Annotated in this window: 11 protein-coding genes and 2 pseudogenes; 6 read left to right on the forward strand and 7 right to left on the reverse strand. The window is 69.8% G+C overall.

Features of this window, described 5'->3' with window-relative positions; genetic code table 11:
- Positions 1 to 61: 61 nt before the first annotated feature.
- Positions 62 to 1666 (forward strand): methionine--tRNA ligase, encoded by a 1605-nt coding sequence (gene metG, locus AB0I23_RS13500; protein ID WP_359109375.1) that lies wholly within the window; start codon positions 62 to 64, stop codon positions 1664 to 1666.
- Between the two features lie 84 nt (positions 1667 to 1750).
- Here metG and AB0I23_RS13505 read toward each other — a convergent pair whose 3' ends face one another.
- The 3 genes and pseudogenes from AB0I23_RS13505 to aspS form a co-directional block, all read right to left on the reverse strand.
- On the reverse strand, positions 1751 to 2581 hold the full coding sequence (locus AB0I23_RS13505; protein WP_436846930.1) for a L,D-transpeptidase family protein: 831 nt from the start codon (positions 2579 to 2581) through the stop codon (positions 1751 to 1753).
- Positions 2582 to 2853: 272 nt separating this feature from the next.
- Positions 2854 to 3095, reverse strand: a pseudogene (locus AB0I23_RS13510) (dioxygenase); the annotation flags it as partial.
- Positions 3096 to 3191: 96 nt separating this feature from the next.
- Positions 3192 to 4976: an aspartate--tRNA ligase gene (gene aspS, locus AB0I23_RS13515; protein WP_359109376.1), complete on the reverse strand. Its 1785-nt coding sequence runs from the start codon at positions 4974 to 4976 to the stop codon at positions 3192 to 3194.
- A 184-nt stretch (positions 4977 to 5160) separates the two neighbouring features.
- On the opposite strand from aspS, the gene AB0I23_RS13520 reads away from it, so the two are divergent.
- Positions 5161 to 7248, forward strand: a complete 2088-nt coding sequence (locus AB0I23_RS13520) for an ATP-binding SpoIIE family protein phosphatase (protein WP_359109377.1) — start codon at positions 5161 to 5163, stop codon at positions 7246 to 7248.
- 33 nt (positions 7249 to 7281) lie between these two features.
- On the opposite strand, the gene AB0I23_RS13525 is transcribed toward AB0I23_RS13520, so the two are convergent.
- From AB0I23_RS13525 to AB0I23_RS13535, 3 genes are all read right to left on the reverse strand, one after another.
- Positions 7282 to 8382, reverse strand: coding sequence for an AI-2E family transporter (locus tag AB0I23_RS13525; protein WP_359109378.1), 1101 nt, complete (start codon positions 8380 to 8382; stop codon positions 7282 to 7284).
- Positions 8383 to 8468: 86 nt separating this feature from the next.
- A complete protein-coding gene (locus AB0I23_RS13530; RefSeq protein ID WP_359109379.1) occupies positions 8469 to 9431 on the reverse strand; it encodes a pirin family protein in 963 nt (320 codons plus the stop codon).
- 213 nt (positions 9432 to 9644) lie between these two features.
- Entirely contained in the window at positions 9645 to 10085 is a 441-nt protein-coding gene (locus AB0I23_RS13535; RefSeq protein WP_037701899.1) for an SseB family protein, read from the reverse strand.
- Positions 10086 to 10257: 172 nt separating this feature from the next.
- Here AB0I23_RS13535 and AB0I23_RS13540 point away from each other — a divergent pair, with 172 nt between their 5' ends.
- The 4 genes and pseudogenes from AB0I23_RS13540 to AB0I23_RS13555 form a co-directional block, all read left to right on the forward strand.
- Positions 10258 to 12084, forward strand: a complete 1827-nt coding sequence (locus tag AB0I23_RS13540; protein WP_359109380.1) for an acyl-CoA dehydrogenase — start codon at positions 10258 to 10260, stop codon at positions 12082 to 12084.
- A 630-nt stretch (positions 12085 to 12714) separates the two neighbouring features.
- Positions 12715 to 14013, forward strand: a complete 1299-nt coding sequence (locus AB0I23_RS13545) for a M18 family aminopeptidase (RefSeq protein ID WP_359109381.1) — start codon at positions 12715 to 12717, stop codon at positions 14011 to 14013.
- 81 nt (positions 14014 to 14094) lie between these two features.
- Positions 14095 to 14316, forward strand: coding sequence for a DUF6458 family protein (locus tag AB0I23_RS13550; RefSeq protein ID WP_359109382.1), 222 nt, complete (start codon positions 14095 to 14097; stop codon positions 14314 to 14316).
- 284 nt (positions 14317 to 14600) lie between these two features.
- Positions 14601 to 14708: pseudogene (locus tag AB0I23_RS13555) on the forward strand (DUF4232 domain-containing protein); the annotation flags it as partial.
- Between the two features lie 13 nt (positions 14709 to 14721).
- On the opposite strand, the gene AB0I23_RS13560 reads toward AB0I23_RS13555, so the two are convergent.
- Positions 14722 to 16539 (reverse strand): NHL domain-containing thioredoxin family protein, encoded by a 1818-nt coding sequence (locus AB0I23_RS13560; RefSeq protein ID WP_359109383.1) that lies wholly within the window; start codon positions 16537 to 16539, stop codon positions 14722 to 14724.
- Positions 16540 to 16575: the final 36 nt, after the last annotated feature.

The raw sequence follows: 16575 nt of genomic DNA on the forward strand, positions 1-16575 counted from the left end.
ACCGACCGGGCGCCCGTTATCGGTGTGAGTGGATCACCCTCGGGCCGTTAGGATTTCGACCATGGCGGCCACTGGATCCGAGAAGCAGGGGGCGACGGCGTACTACGTCTCGACCCCCATCTACTACGTCAACGACGCTCCTCACCTGGGCCACGCCTACACGACCGTCGCAGGCGACGTGCTCTCCCGCTGGCACCGCCAGCGCGGCGAGAAGGTGTGGTACCTCACCGGCACGGACGAGCACGGTCAGAAGATCATGCGCACTGCCGAGGCGAACAACGTCACCCCGCAGGAGTGGTGCGACAAGCTCGTGGAGGAGGCCTGGAAGCCCCTCTGGGAGCACCTGAACATCGCGAACGACGACTTCATCCGCACGACGGAGAAGCGGCACACGGACCGTGTGCAGGAGTTCGTGCAGGACCTGTACGACAAGGACGAGATCTACAAGGGCGGGTACGAAGGCCCGTACTGCGTGGGCTGCGAGGAGTACAAGCTCCCCGGCGACCTCATCGAGGCGGAGGACGGCACGAAGCTGTGCGCGGTCCACAAGAAGCCGGTGGAGATCCTCAAGGAGGAGAACTACTTCTTCAAGCTGAGCGAGTACGGCCCGAAGCTGCTGGAGTTCTACGCGAACAACCCCGGCTTCATCCAGCCCGAGTCGGCCCGCAACGAGGTCGTGAACTTCGTCAGGCAGGGACTGCAGGACCTGTCGATCTCGCGCTCGACCTTCGACTGGGGCATCCCGGTGCCGTGGGACGAGAAGCACGTCATCTACGTGTGGGTCGACGCGCTGCTCAACTACGCGACGGCGGTCGGCTACGGCGCCAACCAGGAGAAGTTCGACGGGACGTTCCCGGCCGATGTACACCTGATCGGCAAGGACATCCTCCGCTTCCACTCGGTCATCTGGCCCGCGATGCTCATGGCGCAGGGCCTGCCGCTGCCCGGCAGGGTCGTGGCCAACGGCTGGCTCATGGTCGGCGGCGAGAAGATGTCGAAGTCGAACCTGACCGGTATCAAGCCGCAGGACCTGACCTCGCACTTCGGTGTGGACGCGTACCGCTGGTACTTCCTGCGGGCGATCGCGTACGGCAGCGACGGCTCGTTCTCCTGGGAGGACTTCACCGCCCGCTACACCTCCGAGCTCGCCAACGACTACGGCAACCTCGCCTCGCGCGTCGCCGCCATGGTCGGCAAGTACTTCGGCGGGGCGCTCCCGGAGGCCACGGCCGCCGGTGAGGCCGAGAAGGCGGTCCAGGAGGGGCTGGCGAAGGCTGTCTCGACGGCCGACCGGAAGATCGGCGAGGAGCTGGACTTCCAGGCCGGCATCCTGGCGATCTTCGACTTCGTGAAGCAGGTCAACGGCTACATCACGGAGCAGGAGCCCTGGAAGGTCGCCAAGGACGAGTCCCCCGAGGGCCGGGCCCGCCTCGCGACGATCCTCTACACGGCGGCCGAGTCGCTGCGCGGTGTCGCGGTGCTGCTGAACGCCGTGATGCCGGAGACCTCGCAGAAGCTGTGGGAGTCCCTCGGCGCCGAGGCGTCCCTGGGCGCTCTGCCCGACCAGCTCGTGCAGGACGCGGGCAACTGGGGTCAGCTGCCGGCGGGCGCGACGGTGACGAAGGGTGCAGTGCTGTTCCCGCGCCTGGAGGAGAAGCCCGCGTAGGTCTCGCCACGCAGAAGAGGGGCCCGGACCGGTGACGCGGTGCGGGCCCCTCGCGTATGCGGGCTCCTCGGGTGCGTGAGGTCATCAGCGCCCCAGGGCCGCAGCGTCACCCATCACGACCACCGGCGCCTTTGCCGGGTCGAGGGCGCGCAGCAGTTCCCTCATCCGGTCCGCGGGGAGCGAGATGCAGCCCTGGGTCGGTCCGCCGTGGTCGACATGGAGCCAGATGCCGCCGCCCCGCTCCTCGCCGAGGGGACGGGTCGGATCCAGCGGGGAGGCGCCGGGAGTGCGGTTGTAGTCGATGGCGATGACGTAGTCGAAGGACCCCTCCAGGGAATCCCCCTGGAACCCTTCTCCGCTGATGTTGAACAGCGGGTTCTGCTCGTACGGGAACGCGGTGCCCGGGGCGGCGAGCAGACCGCCCGCGGCCGTCAGTCCGTAGACCCCGATGGGGGTCCGGAGGTCACCCGCCCGGTGCTCGTCGGTCCAGCCCTTCAGGGCGTTGTGGGCGGGCCACGGTCCCAGGGCCGGCTGCCAGCCCGCCATGGAGTCCTCACGGGTGTAGAGGACGGCGGTGGCCAGGCTGGAATCGGGTGAGTCCCCGGTGACGACCAGCGCCTGCAGGGAATCGGCCGGGATCGCCGCCCTGATCCCCGGCCCGAGCAACCGGATCTCGCGAGGACGCGTGGGGGCGGCCGGTCCACGGGCGGCTGCGCCCGGGCCCGCCGCACCGGAGGTACCGGCGGGTGCGGGTGCGGGGGCGCTGGAGCCAGGGCCCGGTGCGGGTGCGCTACCGGGGGCAGGTGCGGGTGCGCTACCGGAGGCTCCGCACCCGGTCAGCACGAGGAACAGCGCGGCGCAGACGGCGTACGGCGGACGTCTGGACCTGCGTGGACGTGACACGCGTTCGGGCACGAGGGCTCTCCTAGGGGTCGGTGTCGAAGGCGGCGGAGGCGAGTCCCCGCGCCAAGTCCCCGAGCCAGTCTTTGCCGACCCGATTCCCGACTAATCAGATAAAGCGGCCATTCGGCCGCATCCGATCAGGTTCTCCTTGTCGCCACGGGCGTGTCCCGCTGTTCAGCTGCCGACGCGCAGGCACGGAAGGGCCCGGAACCGTGCCCTGTCGAGCCCGCTCCGGGCCTTTCCACTCCGCGGAGGACCGGAGGATCAGAGGTCCGTGCCGTCGCGCCCCGCAGGTAGCGCTTGTCGTCGGTGGGCTCCGAGTGCCCACCGCCACCGGGACCTCCGGACGGGGGCGTGCCGGTCGGGGCGTCGGTGGGAACGCCGGTCGGGGCATCCGCCGGAGCACCATTCGGCGGGGTGCCGCCCCGCCGGGGCCGCCCAAGCTCATGGACTCGTAACCGGAGTAGATGCCCAGCGCATCGCAGTGCCAGATGTCGACGGCCGCGTGCTTCAGCGGCTTGCAGGACGGTCGACCAGGGGCAGAACGCGGCACAGCCCCCGGCCGTCGGCCGGGGGCTGTTTCACGTGGAACGGAAGCGGACCTCGGTGGTCCGGGACCGGTCTACTTCTCCGTCTTGTCCTTCGCCGCCGCGACCGGCTTGCGCAGCTGGATGTTCAGCTCACGCAGACGCCCCTCGTCCAGCTCGGTCGGCGCGCCCATCATCAGGTCCTGCGCGTTGCCGTTGAGCGGGAAGGCGATCGTCTCGCGGATGTTCGGCTCGTCGGCCAGCAGCATCACGATGCGGTCGACACCGGGGGCGATGCCACCGTGCGGCGGGGCGCCGAGGCGGAACGCGCGGAGCATGCCCGCGAACTCGTGCTCGACGGTCTCGCGGTCGTAACCGGCGATCTCGAACGCCTTGAGCATCAGCTCGGGCTCGTGGTTACGGATGGCGCCGGAGGACAGCTCGATGCCGTTGCAGACGATGTCGTACTGCCAGGCGAGGATGGACAGCGGGTCCTTCGTCTCCAGGTCCTCCAGGCCGCCCTGGGGCATCGAGAAGGGGTTGTGCGAGAAGTCGATCTTGCCGGTCTCCTCGTCCTTCTCGTACATCGGGAAGTCGACGATCCAGCAGAACCGGAAGACGCCCTCCTCGAAGTGACCGGCGCGCTTGGCGGCCTCTACACGGACGGCCGACATGATCTTGGAGACCTCGTCGAACTCACCGGCGCCGAAGAAGACGGCGTGGCCCGGGACGAGCGACAGACGCTCGGTGAGGGTCTTGATGTCCGCCTCGGTGAGGAACTTGGCGATCGGACCGGCGAGGGTGCCGTCCTCGCCGACGCGGACCCAGGCGAGGCCCTTGGCGCCGTGCTCGACGGCGTACTCACCCAGACCGTCGAAGAACTTACGGGACTGGCCCGCGGTGTCCGGCACCGGAAGGGCGCGGACGTGCTTGCCGGCGAACGCCTTGAACTCCGAGTCCGCGAAGACGTCGGAGATGTCGACGAGCTCCAGCTTGGCGCGCAGGTCCGGCTTGTCGTTGCCGTACTTCAGCATCGACTCGCGGAACGGGATCCGCGGGAACGGCGACGTGACGTGGCGGCCGTTGCCGAACTCCTCGAAGAGCTCGGTCATGAGCTTCTCGATCGGCCGGAAGACGTCCTCCTGCTCGACGAACGACATCTCGACGTCGAGCTGGTAGAACTCGCCGGGCGAGCGGTCGGCGCGGGCGTCCTCGTCGCGGAAGCACGGCGCGATCTGGAAGTAGCGGTCGAAGCCGGAGATCATCAGCAGCTGCTTGAACTGCTGCGGGGCCTGCGGCAGCGCGTAGAACTTGCCGGGGTTCAGCCGGGACGGGACGACGAAGTCACGGGCACCCTCGGGGGAGGTCGCGGTGAGGATCGGGGTCGCCATCTCGTTGAAGCCGAGGTCCACCATCTTCGAGCGGATCGAGGCGATGACGGCGGAGCGCAGCATGATGTTGCGGTGCATGCGCTCGCGGCGCAGGTCGAGGAAGCGGTACTCCAGGCGCCGCTCCTCGTTGACCCCGTCCTCGGTGTTGATCGTGAAGGGCAGCGGGGCGGCCTCGCCGAGCACCTCGACCTCGGCGACCTCGATCTCGATCTCGCCGGTCGGGAGCTCCGGGTTGACGTTGTCGGCGCCGCGCGCGGAGACCTTGCCGTCGATCCGGACGACGGTCTCCTTGGTGAGCTTCGACAGGGCTTCGTTGCCGGGCGTGCCGGGGCGGGCGACGAGCTGCACCAGACCGTAGTGGTCGCGCAGATCGATGAAGAGGATGCCGCCCAGGTCTCGACGATTGTGCAGCCAGCCGCTCAGCCGGACGTCGGTGCCGACGTCAGAGGCGCGGAGCTCGCCGCAGGTGTGGGACCTGTACCGATGCATCGTCGTTCATCCAGTCTTCGCGGTTGGGGTGTATTCAGCTTCCCCAGGCTACCGCCCACGCCCGCATCACTTCATTGCCATAACCCCAGGCAAGATCATCCGGCGTGGTCGGGGCGTTCCGCGGGAGCCGGCCGGCGGCCGTCCTCGGTGGCGTCAGCCGAGCACATCTTCCTAAAGTGGGGCAATGCGCACCGAGGACGTCCTGGCCGCGACGGCGACCGGCCTGTGGCGCTGGGACAACGGAGCCGGAACCGTCACGCTCGACGCGGAGGCGGCCCGGCTGCTGGAGCTGCCCGCCGAGGCCGGTGTCTTCCGGGAGGCCGCGGTGCGCGCGCGTTTCCATCCGGTCGACTGGAACGAGATCTACGGGGTGGTGAACCTCGCGGTCGTCGAGGGCACCCTGGCCGAGGCACGGCTGCGGATCGTGGACGACCGCGGGCGGGTGCTCCGTACCGTGCGCAGCCGCTCCAAACCGCTGCCGGCGGGCACCGATGACTACGTGCTGGTCGGCACGCTCCAGGAGGTCGCCGAGCCGCAGCCGGGCACCGCCGGCGCGCACACCCCCATCACCGGGGACTGGCGCCGCTCCCGGGAGGCGTTCCTGCTGGACGCGGGGCGGGCGCTGGCCGAGGCCCGGTCGACCGCCGAGGTGCTGCGAGTCGCCGCCTCGCTCTCCATGCCCGGTTTCTCGCCGGACGGGCTCGCCGTCTTCGGTGTCGCGGGCGACCGTCTGACGATCATCGGGCACCACGGGCACACCATGGGCGACGAGGACCCGTTCACCGACATGACACTGGAGACGGACTATCCGGCCGCGGAGGTCGTCCGGACCGGGCGGGCGATCTATCTCCCGTCGCCGGAGGAGTACCGCCGCCGCTTCCCGGTCACCTGGCCGCTCACCAGCCGTTTCGGACGCCGCTCCTGGGCCTTCCTGCCGCTGATCGTGTCGGGCCGCACGATGGGCGCCTGGATGGCGGGGTTCCGGCACCCGGTGTCGTTCTCGCCGGACGAGCGGTCCGTGCTGACGACCGTCGCCAGGATGCTCGCCCAGGCCCTGGCACGGGCCGGGGTCGCCGAGACCGAGCGGGAGCTCTCGGAGGGGCTCCAGCGGTCGATGATGCCGTCCCTGGGGCCCGGCATCCCCGGCATGACGGTCGCCGCCCGGTACGTACCGACCGGCGGCGGGCTCCAGGTGGGCGGCGACTGGTACGACATGATCCCGCTCCCCAATGGCCGTATCGCCCTGGTCATCGGCGATGTCCAGGGCCATGACGTGCGGGCGGCCGGGCTGATGGGACAGTTGCGGATCGCTCTGCGCGCGTACGCCTCGGAAGGGCACCGCCCGGACGCGGTGCTCTCCCGCGCCTCCCGTTTCCTCTCCGGGCTCACCGACGCGTACGACGACGAGGCGGACACCGGGCCGCGCTTCGCGACGTGCCTGTACGCGGAGGCCGACCCGGAGACCGGCACGCTCGACATCGCCCGGGCCGGACACCCCGACCCGGTGGTGATCAGCGCCGACGGGACCGCGGTGATCCGGCGGACCGGCGGCGGGCTGCCGCTCGGTATCGAGACGGACACCGACTATCCGACGACCCAGGTCGTCCTGGAGACCGGCGAGACGATCATGTTGTGCACGGACGGCCTGATCGAGACCGGCGGCCACGACATGGCGACCGGCTGGGTGCGGCTCCGGCCGGTCCTGGAGGAGCAGACCGGCGACCTGGAGAAGCTCGCCGACTCGCTGGTGCAGGCGGTGCACGGGCCGGGCTCGCACTACACGACCGGTCCGCTCGCCGACCGCCGCGAGGACGACATCGCGGTGCTGCTGCTGCGGCGCGAGGCGGGTGCCCCGCGACAGGCCGCGCCGCGCCGCACCGTGCTGAGCATCGCGCAGGCCGAGCCCGAGCGGATCGCGGCGGCCCGGCAGCAGGTGCGCGAGTTGCTGCACGACTGGGCGGACCCGGAGCAGGTCGATGCGGCGGTGCTGATGATCTCGGAGATGGCGACCAATGTGCTCCTCCACACGGACGGGGACGCGCTGATGGTCGCCGAGGCGACCGGGGAGCGGGGCGGGCGGCGGCTGCGCGTGGAGGTCGCGGACGGCAGCGACGAACTGCCGCACAAGCGGCGGCCCGGCGAGATGGCCTCCAGTGGGCGGGGGCTGGTGCTGATGGAGATGCTGGCTGACGCGTGGGGGGTGGATCCGCAGGGGGCCGGGAAGTCGATCTGGTTCGAGTTGTACGAGCCGGTGGAACCGGCAGAGGCGTAGGGATTCCGGGCGTGTCCGGGTGCAGCTCCGTCCTCAGCCGCCGGAGGGGCTCGGCGGGGTGGGCGGACCCGGTGGGACGGATGACGGCTCGTCCGGGGCGTTGCGCGTGCGGAGTTCGCCGACGATGCCGAATGCCGCCGCGCACACCGGTACCGCCAGCAGCATGCCCAGCAGACCCGCCACACTCGCGCCCGCGGTCAGCGCGATCATGATGGTGGCCGGGTGCATCTGGACCGTACGGCTCTGGATCATCGGCTGCAGGACATGGCCCTCCAGCACCTGTACCGCGAGGACGATCCCCAGCGCCCAGAGCGCGATCACGAACCCCCGGTCGGCGAGCGCCACCAGAACGGCGACGGCGCCCGAGATGAACGCCCCGAGGTACGGGATGTACGCGCCGACGAAGACCAGCGCCCCCAGCCCCACTGCCCCGGGGACCCGCAGGATCAACAGACCTGCGGTGATGCAGAGGGCATCGATCAGCGCGATGAACGTCGTGCCGCGCATGAAGCCCTCGACCGCTTCGAACGCCCGCCGTCCCATCGCCTCGACCAGGTCACCCGTGCCGCGCGGGGCGACGGAGTGCGCGAGGTCCACAGCGCGGTCGGAGTCGCGCAGGAAGAAGAAGGTCAGCAACAGGGCGAGAAGGCCGGTCGCGATCAGTGAGCCGATCAGGCTGATCCCGGTGAGCAGTCCGCCCGCGGCGCTTGCGCCGAATTTCTCGACGAGCTTCCGCACATTGGTGACGAGGTCGTTCACATTGGTGTTCCGGGCGATCCCGAAGTGGTCGACGACCCACTGCCCGGCGTCCTTCAGTGACCGGACGATCTGATCGCCGGTGTCGATGAATGCGGTGACGACGATGTACCCGGCGCCGCCGCCGATCGCGACGAGCAGCGCGCAGGTGAGCCCGGCGGCCACCGACCGGTTCACCCCTCGGGCGGCCAGCCAGCGGTGGACGGGACCGAGCAGCGCCGTACCGAGCAGTGCGAGCAGCACCGGGGTGACGGCCGTCTTGAAGACGATGCACAGCCAGATGGCGACCGCGGCAACGCCGGTGACCAGCAGAAGCACGGCGCACCAGGCGGCTGTTCGCCGGGCGATGTCGGGCAGGAGGGGTTTCCGGGTATCCACCCTCCCACCCGATCACGGTGCGGGAGCCGTGTCCCGCTTGTACGACCGAACGGGTGACGGGCCGTCAGAACGACCCGTCACCCGGATCACTCACCCATGCCGTGGACTGCGGGCACGGTGCCGAGGCGGCCGGCCTGGAAGTCCTCGAAGGCCTGCTTGAGTTCGGCCTGGCTGTTCATGACGAACGGCCCGTAGTGCGCCATCGGCTCCCGGATCGGACGGCCGCCGAGCAGGACGACCTCCAGGTCCGGGGTGTGGCCGTCCTGCTTCTCGTCCGCGCGGACGGTCAGCGAGGAGCCGGTGCCGAAGACGGCGGTCTGCCCCATGTGGACGGGGCGGCGCTCCTGGCCGACCGTGCCGCGCCCGGCCATCACGTACGCGAGCCCGTTGAAGTCCTCGCGCCACGGCAGGGTCACCTCGGCGCCGGGGCGCACGGTGGCGTGGATCATCGTGATCGGGGTGTGGGTGACCCCCGGACCCTCGTGACCGTCGAGCTCGCCGGCGATGACGCGGAGCAGCGCGCCGCCGTCCGGGGAGGCGAGGAGCTGGACCTGGCCGCCACGGATGTCCTGGTAGCGGGGGGCCATCATCTTGTCGGCCTTGGGCAGGTTCACCCAGAGCTGCAACCCGTGGAAGAGGCCGCCCGACATCACGAGGGACTCCGGCGGCGCCTCGATGTGGAGGAGGCCGGATCCGGCCGTCATCCACTGGGTGTCACCGTTGCGGATGGTGCCGCCGCCGCCGTTGCTGTCCTGGTGGACGAAGGTGCCGTCGATCAGGTACGTCACGGTCTCGAAGCCGCGGTGCGGGTGCCACGGGGTGCCCTTCGGCTCTCCGGGCTGGTACTCCACCTCACCCATCTGATCCATCATGATGAACGGGTCGAGGTGCTTGTAGTTGATCCCGGCGAACGCGCGGCGCACCGGGAAGCCTTCGCCCTCGAATCCGCTCGGCGCCGTCGTGACGGCGAGCACGGGACGGGCCGTGGCGTCGCCCGAGGCGGCGACCTTGGGCAGGGTCAGCGGGTTTTCGACGGTCACTGCGGGCATGGGAGCCACCTCCGGGATTGTTCTTACTTCAATTTAGTTGAACAGTGAACATCTTGCAAGGGCCGCGGCATTCCCGCACCGCCACAGCCCCTCCTCCCCGGACAACGAGAAGGGGCCCGCACCCGACAGGTACGGACCCCTTCTCGGAGGTCGGGAATCAACCGTCTGCGAAGCAGTGGCACGCGGCCCCGGCCATGACCCGCCGGACACCCCCTAGCCGTACATGCGACGCATCGCGAAGTCGACCATCTGCTCCACGGCCTTGGCGTCGAAGACCATGCGGTGCTCGCCCTCCATGTCGAGGACGAAGCCGTAGCCGGTCGGCAGCAGATCGATCACCTCGGCGCCCGTGATCACGAAGTACTTGGACTCCTTGCCCGCGTACAGCCGCAGCTCCTTGAGCGTCGTGAACATGGGGATCACCGGCTGCTGGGTGTTGTGCAGGGCGAGGAAGCCGGGGTTGTCGCCGCGCGGGCAGTAGACCTTCGACGACGCGAAGATCTGCTGGAAGTCCTCGGCGGACAGAGAACCCGTGGTGAAGGCCCGTACCGCATCACCGAGGGAGGGCGGCGAGGGCTCGGGATACAGCGGCTGCTCACCGTAGCCGCCACCCATCTGCTGCTGTGCGCCCTGGTTCTGGTCGTAGCCGTACATAGCGCAAAGAGTAATCGGACACATCAGACCCTTGAGGGGTTGCGTCTTATTACTCACGGGTAGCATCATCGGGGAGGTCAGCTGATAGACGCACCGCCAGCTCGTCGCCCGCCCGGCCCTCACCCCTCCCCGGGGCGCTGTACGCCACTGCTATTGATTACGGAGCCTTCCCATGGGGCACTACAAGTCGAATCTCCGCGACATCGAGTTCAACCTCTTCGAGGTCCTCGGGCGCGACAAGCTGTACGGCACCGGACCGTTCGCGGAGATGGACGTCGAGACCGCGAAGAGCATCCTCGACGAGGTCGACCGCCTCGCCGAGAACGAGCTCGCCGACTCGTTCGCCGACGCCGACCGCAACCCGCCGGTCTTCGACCCGGAGACCAACACCGCACCGGTCCCGGCCTCCTTCAAGAAGTCCTACCAGGCCTTCATGGACTCCGAGTACTGGCGCCTGGGGCTGCCCGAGGAGATCGGCGGCACCACCTCGCCGCGCTCCCTGATCTGGTCCTACGCGGAGCTGCTCCTCGGCTCGAACCCGGCCGTGTGGATGTACTCCTCCGGCCCGGCGTTCGCCGGGATCCTCTTCGAGGAGGGCAACGAGGCGCAGAAGAAGATCGCCGAGATAGCCGTCGAGAAGCAGTGGGGCTCGACGATGGTGCTGACCGAGCCGGACGCCGGTTCGGACGTCGGCGCCGGCCGCACGAAGGCCGTCGAGCAGGAGGACGGCTCCTGGCACATCGAGGGCGTGAAGCGCTTCATCACCTCGGGCGAGCACGACATGTCCGAGAACATCATTCACTACGTGCTGGCCCGCCCCGAGGGCGCGGGCCCCGGCACGAAGGGCCTGTCGCTCTTCATGGTCCCGAAGTTCCACTTCGACTGGGCCACCGGCGAGCTGGGCGAGCGCAACGGCGTGTACGCGACGAACGTCGAGCACAAGATGGGCCTCAAGGCGTCCAACACGTGCGAGATGACGTTCGGCGACCAGCACCCCGCCAAGGGCTGGCTGATCGGTGACAAGCACGACGGCATCCGCCAGATGTTCCGCATCATCGAGTTCGCCCGGATGATGGTCGGCACGAAGGCCATCGCCACCCTCTCGACGGGTTACCTGAACGCGCTGGAGTACGCGAAGGAGCGCGTCCAGGGCACCGACCTGGCGAACTTCATGGACAAGACCGCGCCCAAGGTCACCATCACGCACCACCCCGACGTGCGCCGTTCGCTGATGACGCAGAAGGCGTACGCGGAGGGCATGCGCTCCCTCGTGCTGTACACCGCCTCCGTCCAGGACGCGATCCAGGAGAAGGAGGCCGCGGGCGAGGACGCGAAGGCGCTGCACGGCCTCAACGACCTGCTGCTCCCCATCGTGAAGGGATACGGCTCCGAGAAGTCGTACGAGCAGTTGGCGCAGTCGCTCCAGACGTTCGGCGGCTCCGGGTACCTCCAGGAGTACCCGATCGAGCAGTACATCCGGGATGCCAAGATCGACACCCTCTACGAGGGCACGACGGCCATCCAGGGCCAGGACTTCTTCTTCCGGAAGATCGTCCGTGACCAGGGTGCCTCGCTCAACGCGCTCTCCGAGGAGATCAAGAAGTTCCTCGCGGGCGCCCAGGGCAACGAGGAGCTGTCCGGCGCGCTGGACTCGCTCGCCAAGGCGGCCGTGGACCTGGAGGCGATCGTCGGCACGATGGTCGCCGACCTCACCGCGACCGGCGAGGACGTCAAGAACATCTACAAGGTGGGCCTCAACACCACCCGCCTGCTGCTGGCCTCCGGCGATGTCGTCGTCGGGTACCTGCTTCTGAAGGGCGCGGCCGTGGCGGCCGAGAAGCTGCCGACCGCCTCCGCGAAGGACGTCGCCTTCTACCAGGGCAAGATCGCCGCCGCGAAGTTCTTCGCCGCGAACGTCCTGCCGGGCGTCTCGGCCGAGCGCGCGCTCGCCGAGACGGTCGACGGTTCGCTGATGGAGCTGGACGAGGCCGCGTTCTAGCGTGCGGCCCGCAGCACCGGTCAACGAGGCGCCGCCACCCGGATTCGTTCGGTTGGCGGCGCCGTCGTATCGGCTGGGTACGCTGAGTGCACGGCCGGGAATCCTGTCCCTGGGACCTGCTCGTGGTGACGGCCGAGGCGGACAAGGACCGGCGACAGAGCCGCTGTCAGGCCGCCGACGTCCTGCTCGCGGTCGAGGTGGTCTCGCCCGGCTCCGAGGAGCGGAGCGCGACACCAGGCCGCACACATACGCCGGGGCGGGCATCAGACACTTCTGGCTCGTCGAGATGGCCGGGGGAACACGACCGGCCCATGGTCGTCACGTACGAGCTGGACCCGGTCGACGAGACGTACGTCTCCACCGGCGTCGACCCCGACCGGCTGGGGCTCTCCGCCCCGTACGACATCGACATCGGTCCGACAGCGATCGACGACCGGCAACCCCGGCCCGCCGGCCTGCGCCCGACCGTGAGGTCAAGGCCTTGGCCACCCTGTTCGCCCGGGGCTCAGCAGGCGCAGGACAGCAGAGAGCCGTCGGCCGTGGCGGCCTCCGCCTCGTCCGCGGGACAGCCACACGCCAGGGCGGCGCTACCCGGATTTCTCCCGCACCATCGTCGTTACAGTGAAGAACATGAGTTCTTCCCTCCGCTTCGACCGCGGTCACACCGACGACCTGATGGCCTTCCTGATGGCCAGCCCCTCCCCGTACCACGCCGTGGCCACCGCCGCGGAGCGGCTTGAGAAGGCCGGATTCCGGCAGGTCGAGGAGACCGCGGCCTGGAACGCCTCCGCCGGTGGGAAGTACGTGCTGCGCGGCGGGGCGATCGTCGCCTGGTACGTGCCGGAGGGCGCCGGGGCGCACACCCCGTTCCGGATCGTCGGGGCGCACACCGACTCGCCGAACCTGCGGGTGAAGCCGCTGCCCGACACCGGTTCGTACGGCTGGCGGCAGGTCGCCGTCGAGGTCTACGGCGGGACGCTGCTCAACACCTGGCTGGACCGGGACCTCGGTCTCGCCGGCCGGATCTCGCTGCGCGACGGCACGCACCGGCTGGTCAACATCGACCGGCCGCTGCTGCGCGTGCCTCAGCTGGCCGTGCATCTGGACCGGTCGGCCACCACCGACGGCCTCAAGCTCGACCGCCAGAAGCACATGCAGCCGATCTGGGGGCTCGGGGACGTCGAGGAGGGCGACCTGATCCGGTTCGTCGCCGCGGAGGCGGGTGTCGACGCCGAGGACGTGACCGGCTGGGACCTGATGCCGCATCCGGTGGAGCGGCCGTCGTACCTGGGCCGGGACCGTGAGCTGGTGGCCGGGCCGCGGATGGACAACCTGCTCTCCGTGCACGCGGCGACCGCCGCGCTCGCCGCCGTCGCCGGACAGCCGGACGAGGAACTTCCGTACATCCCGGTGCTGGCCGCGTTCGACCACGAGGAGAACGGTTCGCAGTCCGACACCGGCGCGGAGGGTCCGCTGCTCGGCACGGTGCTGGAGCGTTCGGTGTTCGCCCGCGGCGGTACGTACGAGGACCGCGCCCGGGCGTTCGCGGGGACCGTCTGTCTGTCCTCCGACACCGGTCACGCGATCCACCCCAACTACGGGGAGCGCCACGACCCGACGCACCACCCGGTCGCGAACGGCGGGCCGATCCTGAAGGTCAACGTCAACATGCGGTACGCGACGGACGGCAGCGGCCGGGCCGTGTTCGCGGCGGCGTGCGAGAAGGCGGGCGTGCCGTGGCAGACGTTCGTCTCCAACAACTCGATGCCGTGCGGCACGACGATCGGCCCGATCACCGCGGCCCGGCACGGCATCCAGACCGTGGACATCGGCGTCGCGATCCTGTCGATGCACAGCGCGCGTGAGCTGTGCGGCGCGGACGACCCGTATCTGCTGGCGAACGCGCTGGCGTCGTTCCTGGCAGGCTGATCCGCACATGGTTGTCGCCGGGCCGGGTACGCGATCCGTACACCGGCCCGGAGCCTCCGGGCCGCCGAGGAGGCGTGACCCATGGGACTCGGAGGATGCATCATCCTCATCGCCGTCGGAGCGGTACTCACCTTCGCCACCGACTGGAAGATGGACACCGTCAATGTCGACCTGGTCGGCTGGATCATGATGATCGTCGGCGTCATCGGCGTCTTCGTCTACGCGAGCATCGCGCGGCGCCGTCGGCTGGTCGTGCCGCCCAGCACCACGGTCGTGTCCGAGGACGAGCGCCGCGGCCTCTGAACCGAATTCCGGCCTCTTTCAGTGGAGTTCCGCCTGCTCGGTGCGGTGTCCGTAGCCACCGGAACCGGGCCACAGCGACAGGGCCTCCGTCAGCATCGCTATGGATACCCCTCCCCAGGCAAAGAAACCGAGATCACCGCCCGAGGTCACGCGGAACCGCCGTGAGCCGCGCCGCCACAGAAGACTCCTCCATCGCCTGCGCGGCCGCCTGCAGCGGTGGACCGGGGAACGCGCCGGTAAGCGGCTCATGGGGACGGGAGCGCCGGGTGCGGACGCTCGCCCGGATGGCCATCGTGAAGACGCCCGGCAGCGAGGGCATCGCCGTCGCCCCGGCGAAGTGGGCGACCGGCTACTGGACATACGAGCTGCGCAACGGCGCGGACGACTTCTGAGTCCGTCGGCCGGTCAGGCCTGCTCGTCCATTCCGGCGAGCACCAGCGGCAGCCGCGGCGTTCCCTGCGGACTCACGCGGACGGGGACGCCCCAGTCCTGCTGGTGGACGTGGCAGGCCGGGTACTCGTTCTCCGGATCGTCGTCGCAGGACGCCGCCATCGCGGACACGTGCAGGACTCCTCCGGTGACGCCGTCGGCCAGGACCAGATCGCGGAAGAGATCGGTGCCGGGCCCTGCACCCTCCGCCAGCAGCTCGGGCGGGGTCGACGAGACCAGCAGCCGGGTCGAGGGACCGTAGCGGGTGTCCAGCTTCTGCCCGGCGGGGGCCTGGAAGACCACGTCGAGCCGGAGCGTGCCGGGGGCGATCTCGGTGGCCGCGCGCTGGGTGCGGTGCGCCTGGTCGGCGACGCGTACGGCCTCCTCGGGCAGCCGCAGCCGGGTCAGCCGGTGCCGGGCGGACTCGACGACGACGAGATCGCCGTCGACCAGTACCGCGTCGCTCGGCTCGCGCAGATCCGTGGCCAGCGTGGTGACCTCGCCACTGGCGGGGTCGTAGCGGCGCAGGGCGTGGTTGTACGTGTCGCTGACGGCGACGGACCCGTCCGGCAGCGCGGTGACGCCCAGCGGGTGCTGGAAGAGCGCCTGGTCGGCGGCGCCGTCGCGGTGGCCGAAGTCGAAGAGGCCGGTGCCGACGGCAGTGTGCACGGTCCCGTCCCGGTCCACGTACCGCAGCGCGGACGTCTCCGAGTCGGCGACCCAGAGCCGGTCGCCGTCGGCCGAGGCGGCAAGCCCGGACGGCTGGGCGAACCAGGCCTCGTCGGCCGGACCGTCGACCAGTCCTTCGTTGGTCGTGCCTGCGGCGACCTGCACGGTTCCGGACTCGGGGTCGTACGACCACAGCTGGTGCACGCCCGCCATGGCGATCCACAGCCGGTCCGCGAACCAGGCGACGTCCCACGGGGAGGAGAGGTCGACCTCGCGGGCCTCGCCGGTCGTCGGGGAGCCCTGCCACCACTGGCGGCCGGTGCCGGCGAGGGTCGTCGTCACCCCGGTCGTGAGGTCGAGGGCGCGGAGGGCGTGGTTGACGGTGTCGGCGACCGCGATCCGGCCGTCGGGCAGCACGGCGAGCCCCTGTGGCTCGCTGAACCGGACCTCGTCGGGCCCGCCGTCCGCGAACCCGCGGTCCCCGGTGCCGAAGTGGCGGCGCACCGTTTCGCCGTCGGGGCCGAGCTCGACGAGGCGGTGCCGGGTGGTGTCGGAGACCAGGAAGCCGCCGTCGGCCAGCAGCAGGGCCTTGCCGGGAAAGCGCAGATGCGTGGCGACGGGCTCGGGCGCCACGTACGGGCCGTCGCCACGGCGCAGCGTGCCCTTCGCGGCGTGCTCGGCCTCCAGCTCCTCGACGAGCTTCTCGATGGCGTGGGCATGGCCCTCGCCGGCGTGCTGGGCGACGACATAGCCCTCGGGGTCGATGACGACGAGCGTCGGCCAGGCGCGTACGGCGTACTGCTTCCAGGTGGCGAGCTCGGGGTCGTCGAGGACGGGGTGGTGGACCTCGTACCGCTCGACGGCGTCGACGACGGCCTGGTGCTCGGCCTCGTGGACGAACTTCGGCGAGTGCACACCGATGATCACCACGGTGTCGCGGTGCTTCTCCTCCAGCTCGCGCAACTCATCCAGGACATGCAGACAGTTCACACAGCAAAATGTCCAAAAATCCAGAATGACAATGCACCCTCGCAGGTCAGCGAGGGTGTACTGCTGGTTGCCGGTATTGAGCCAGCCGCCCTTGCCGACCAGCTCGGGGGCCCTGACGCGCGCACGTGTTGCCATGTGGACAGTCAACATCACCGTGGAGCGTCCGCATTC

It is taken from the genome of Streptomyces atratus, from assembly GCF_040655115.1.
Classification (GTDB): Bacteria; Actinomycetota; Actinomycetes; order Streptomycetales; family Streptomycetaceae; genus Streptomyces; species Streptomyces atratus_D.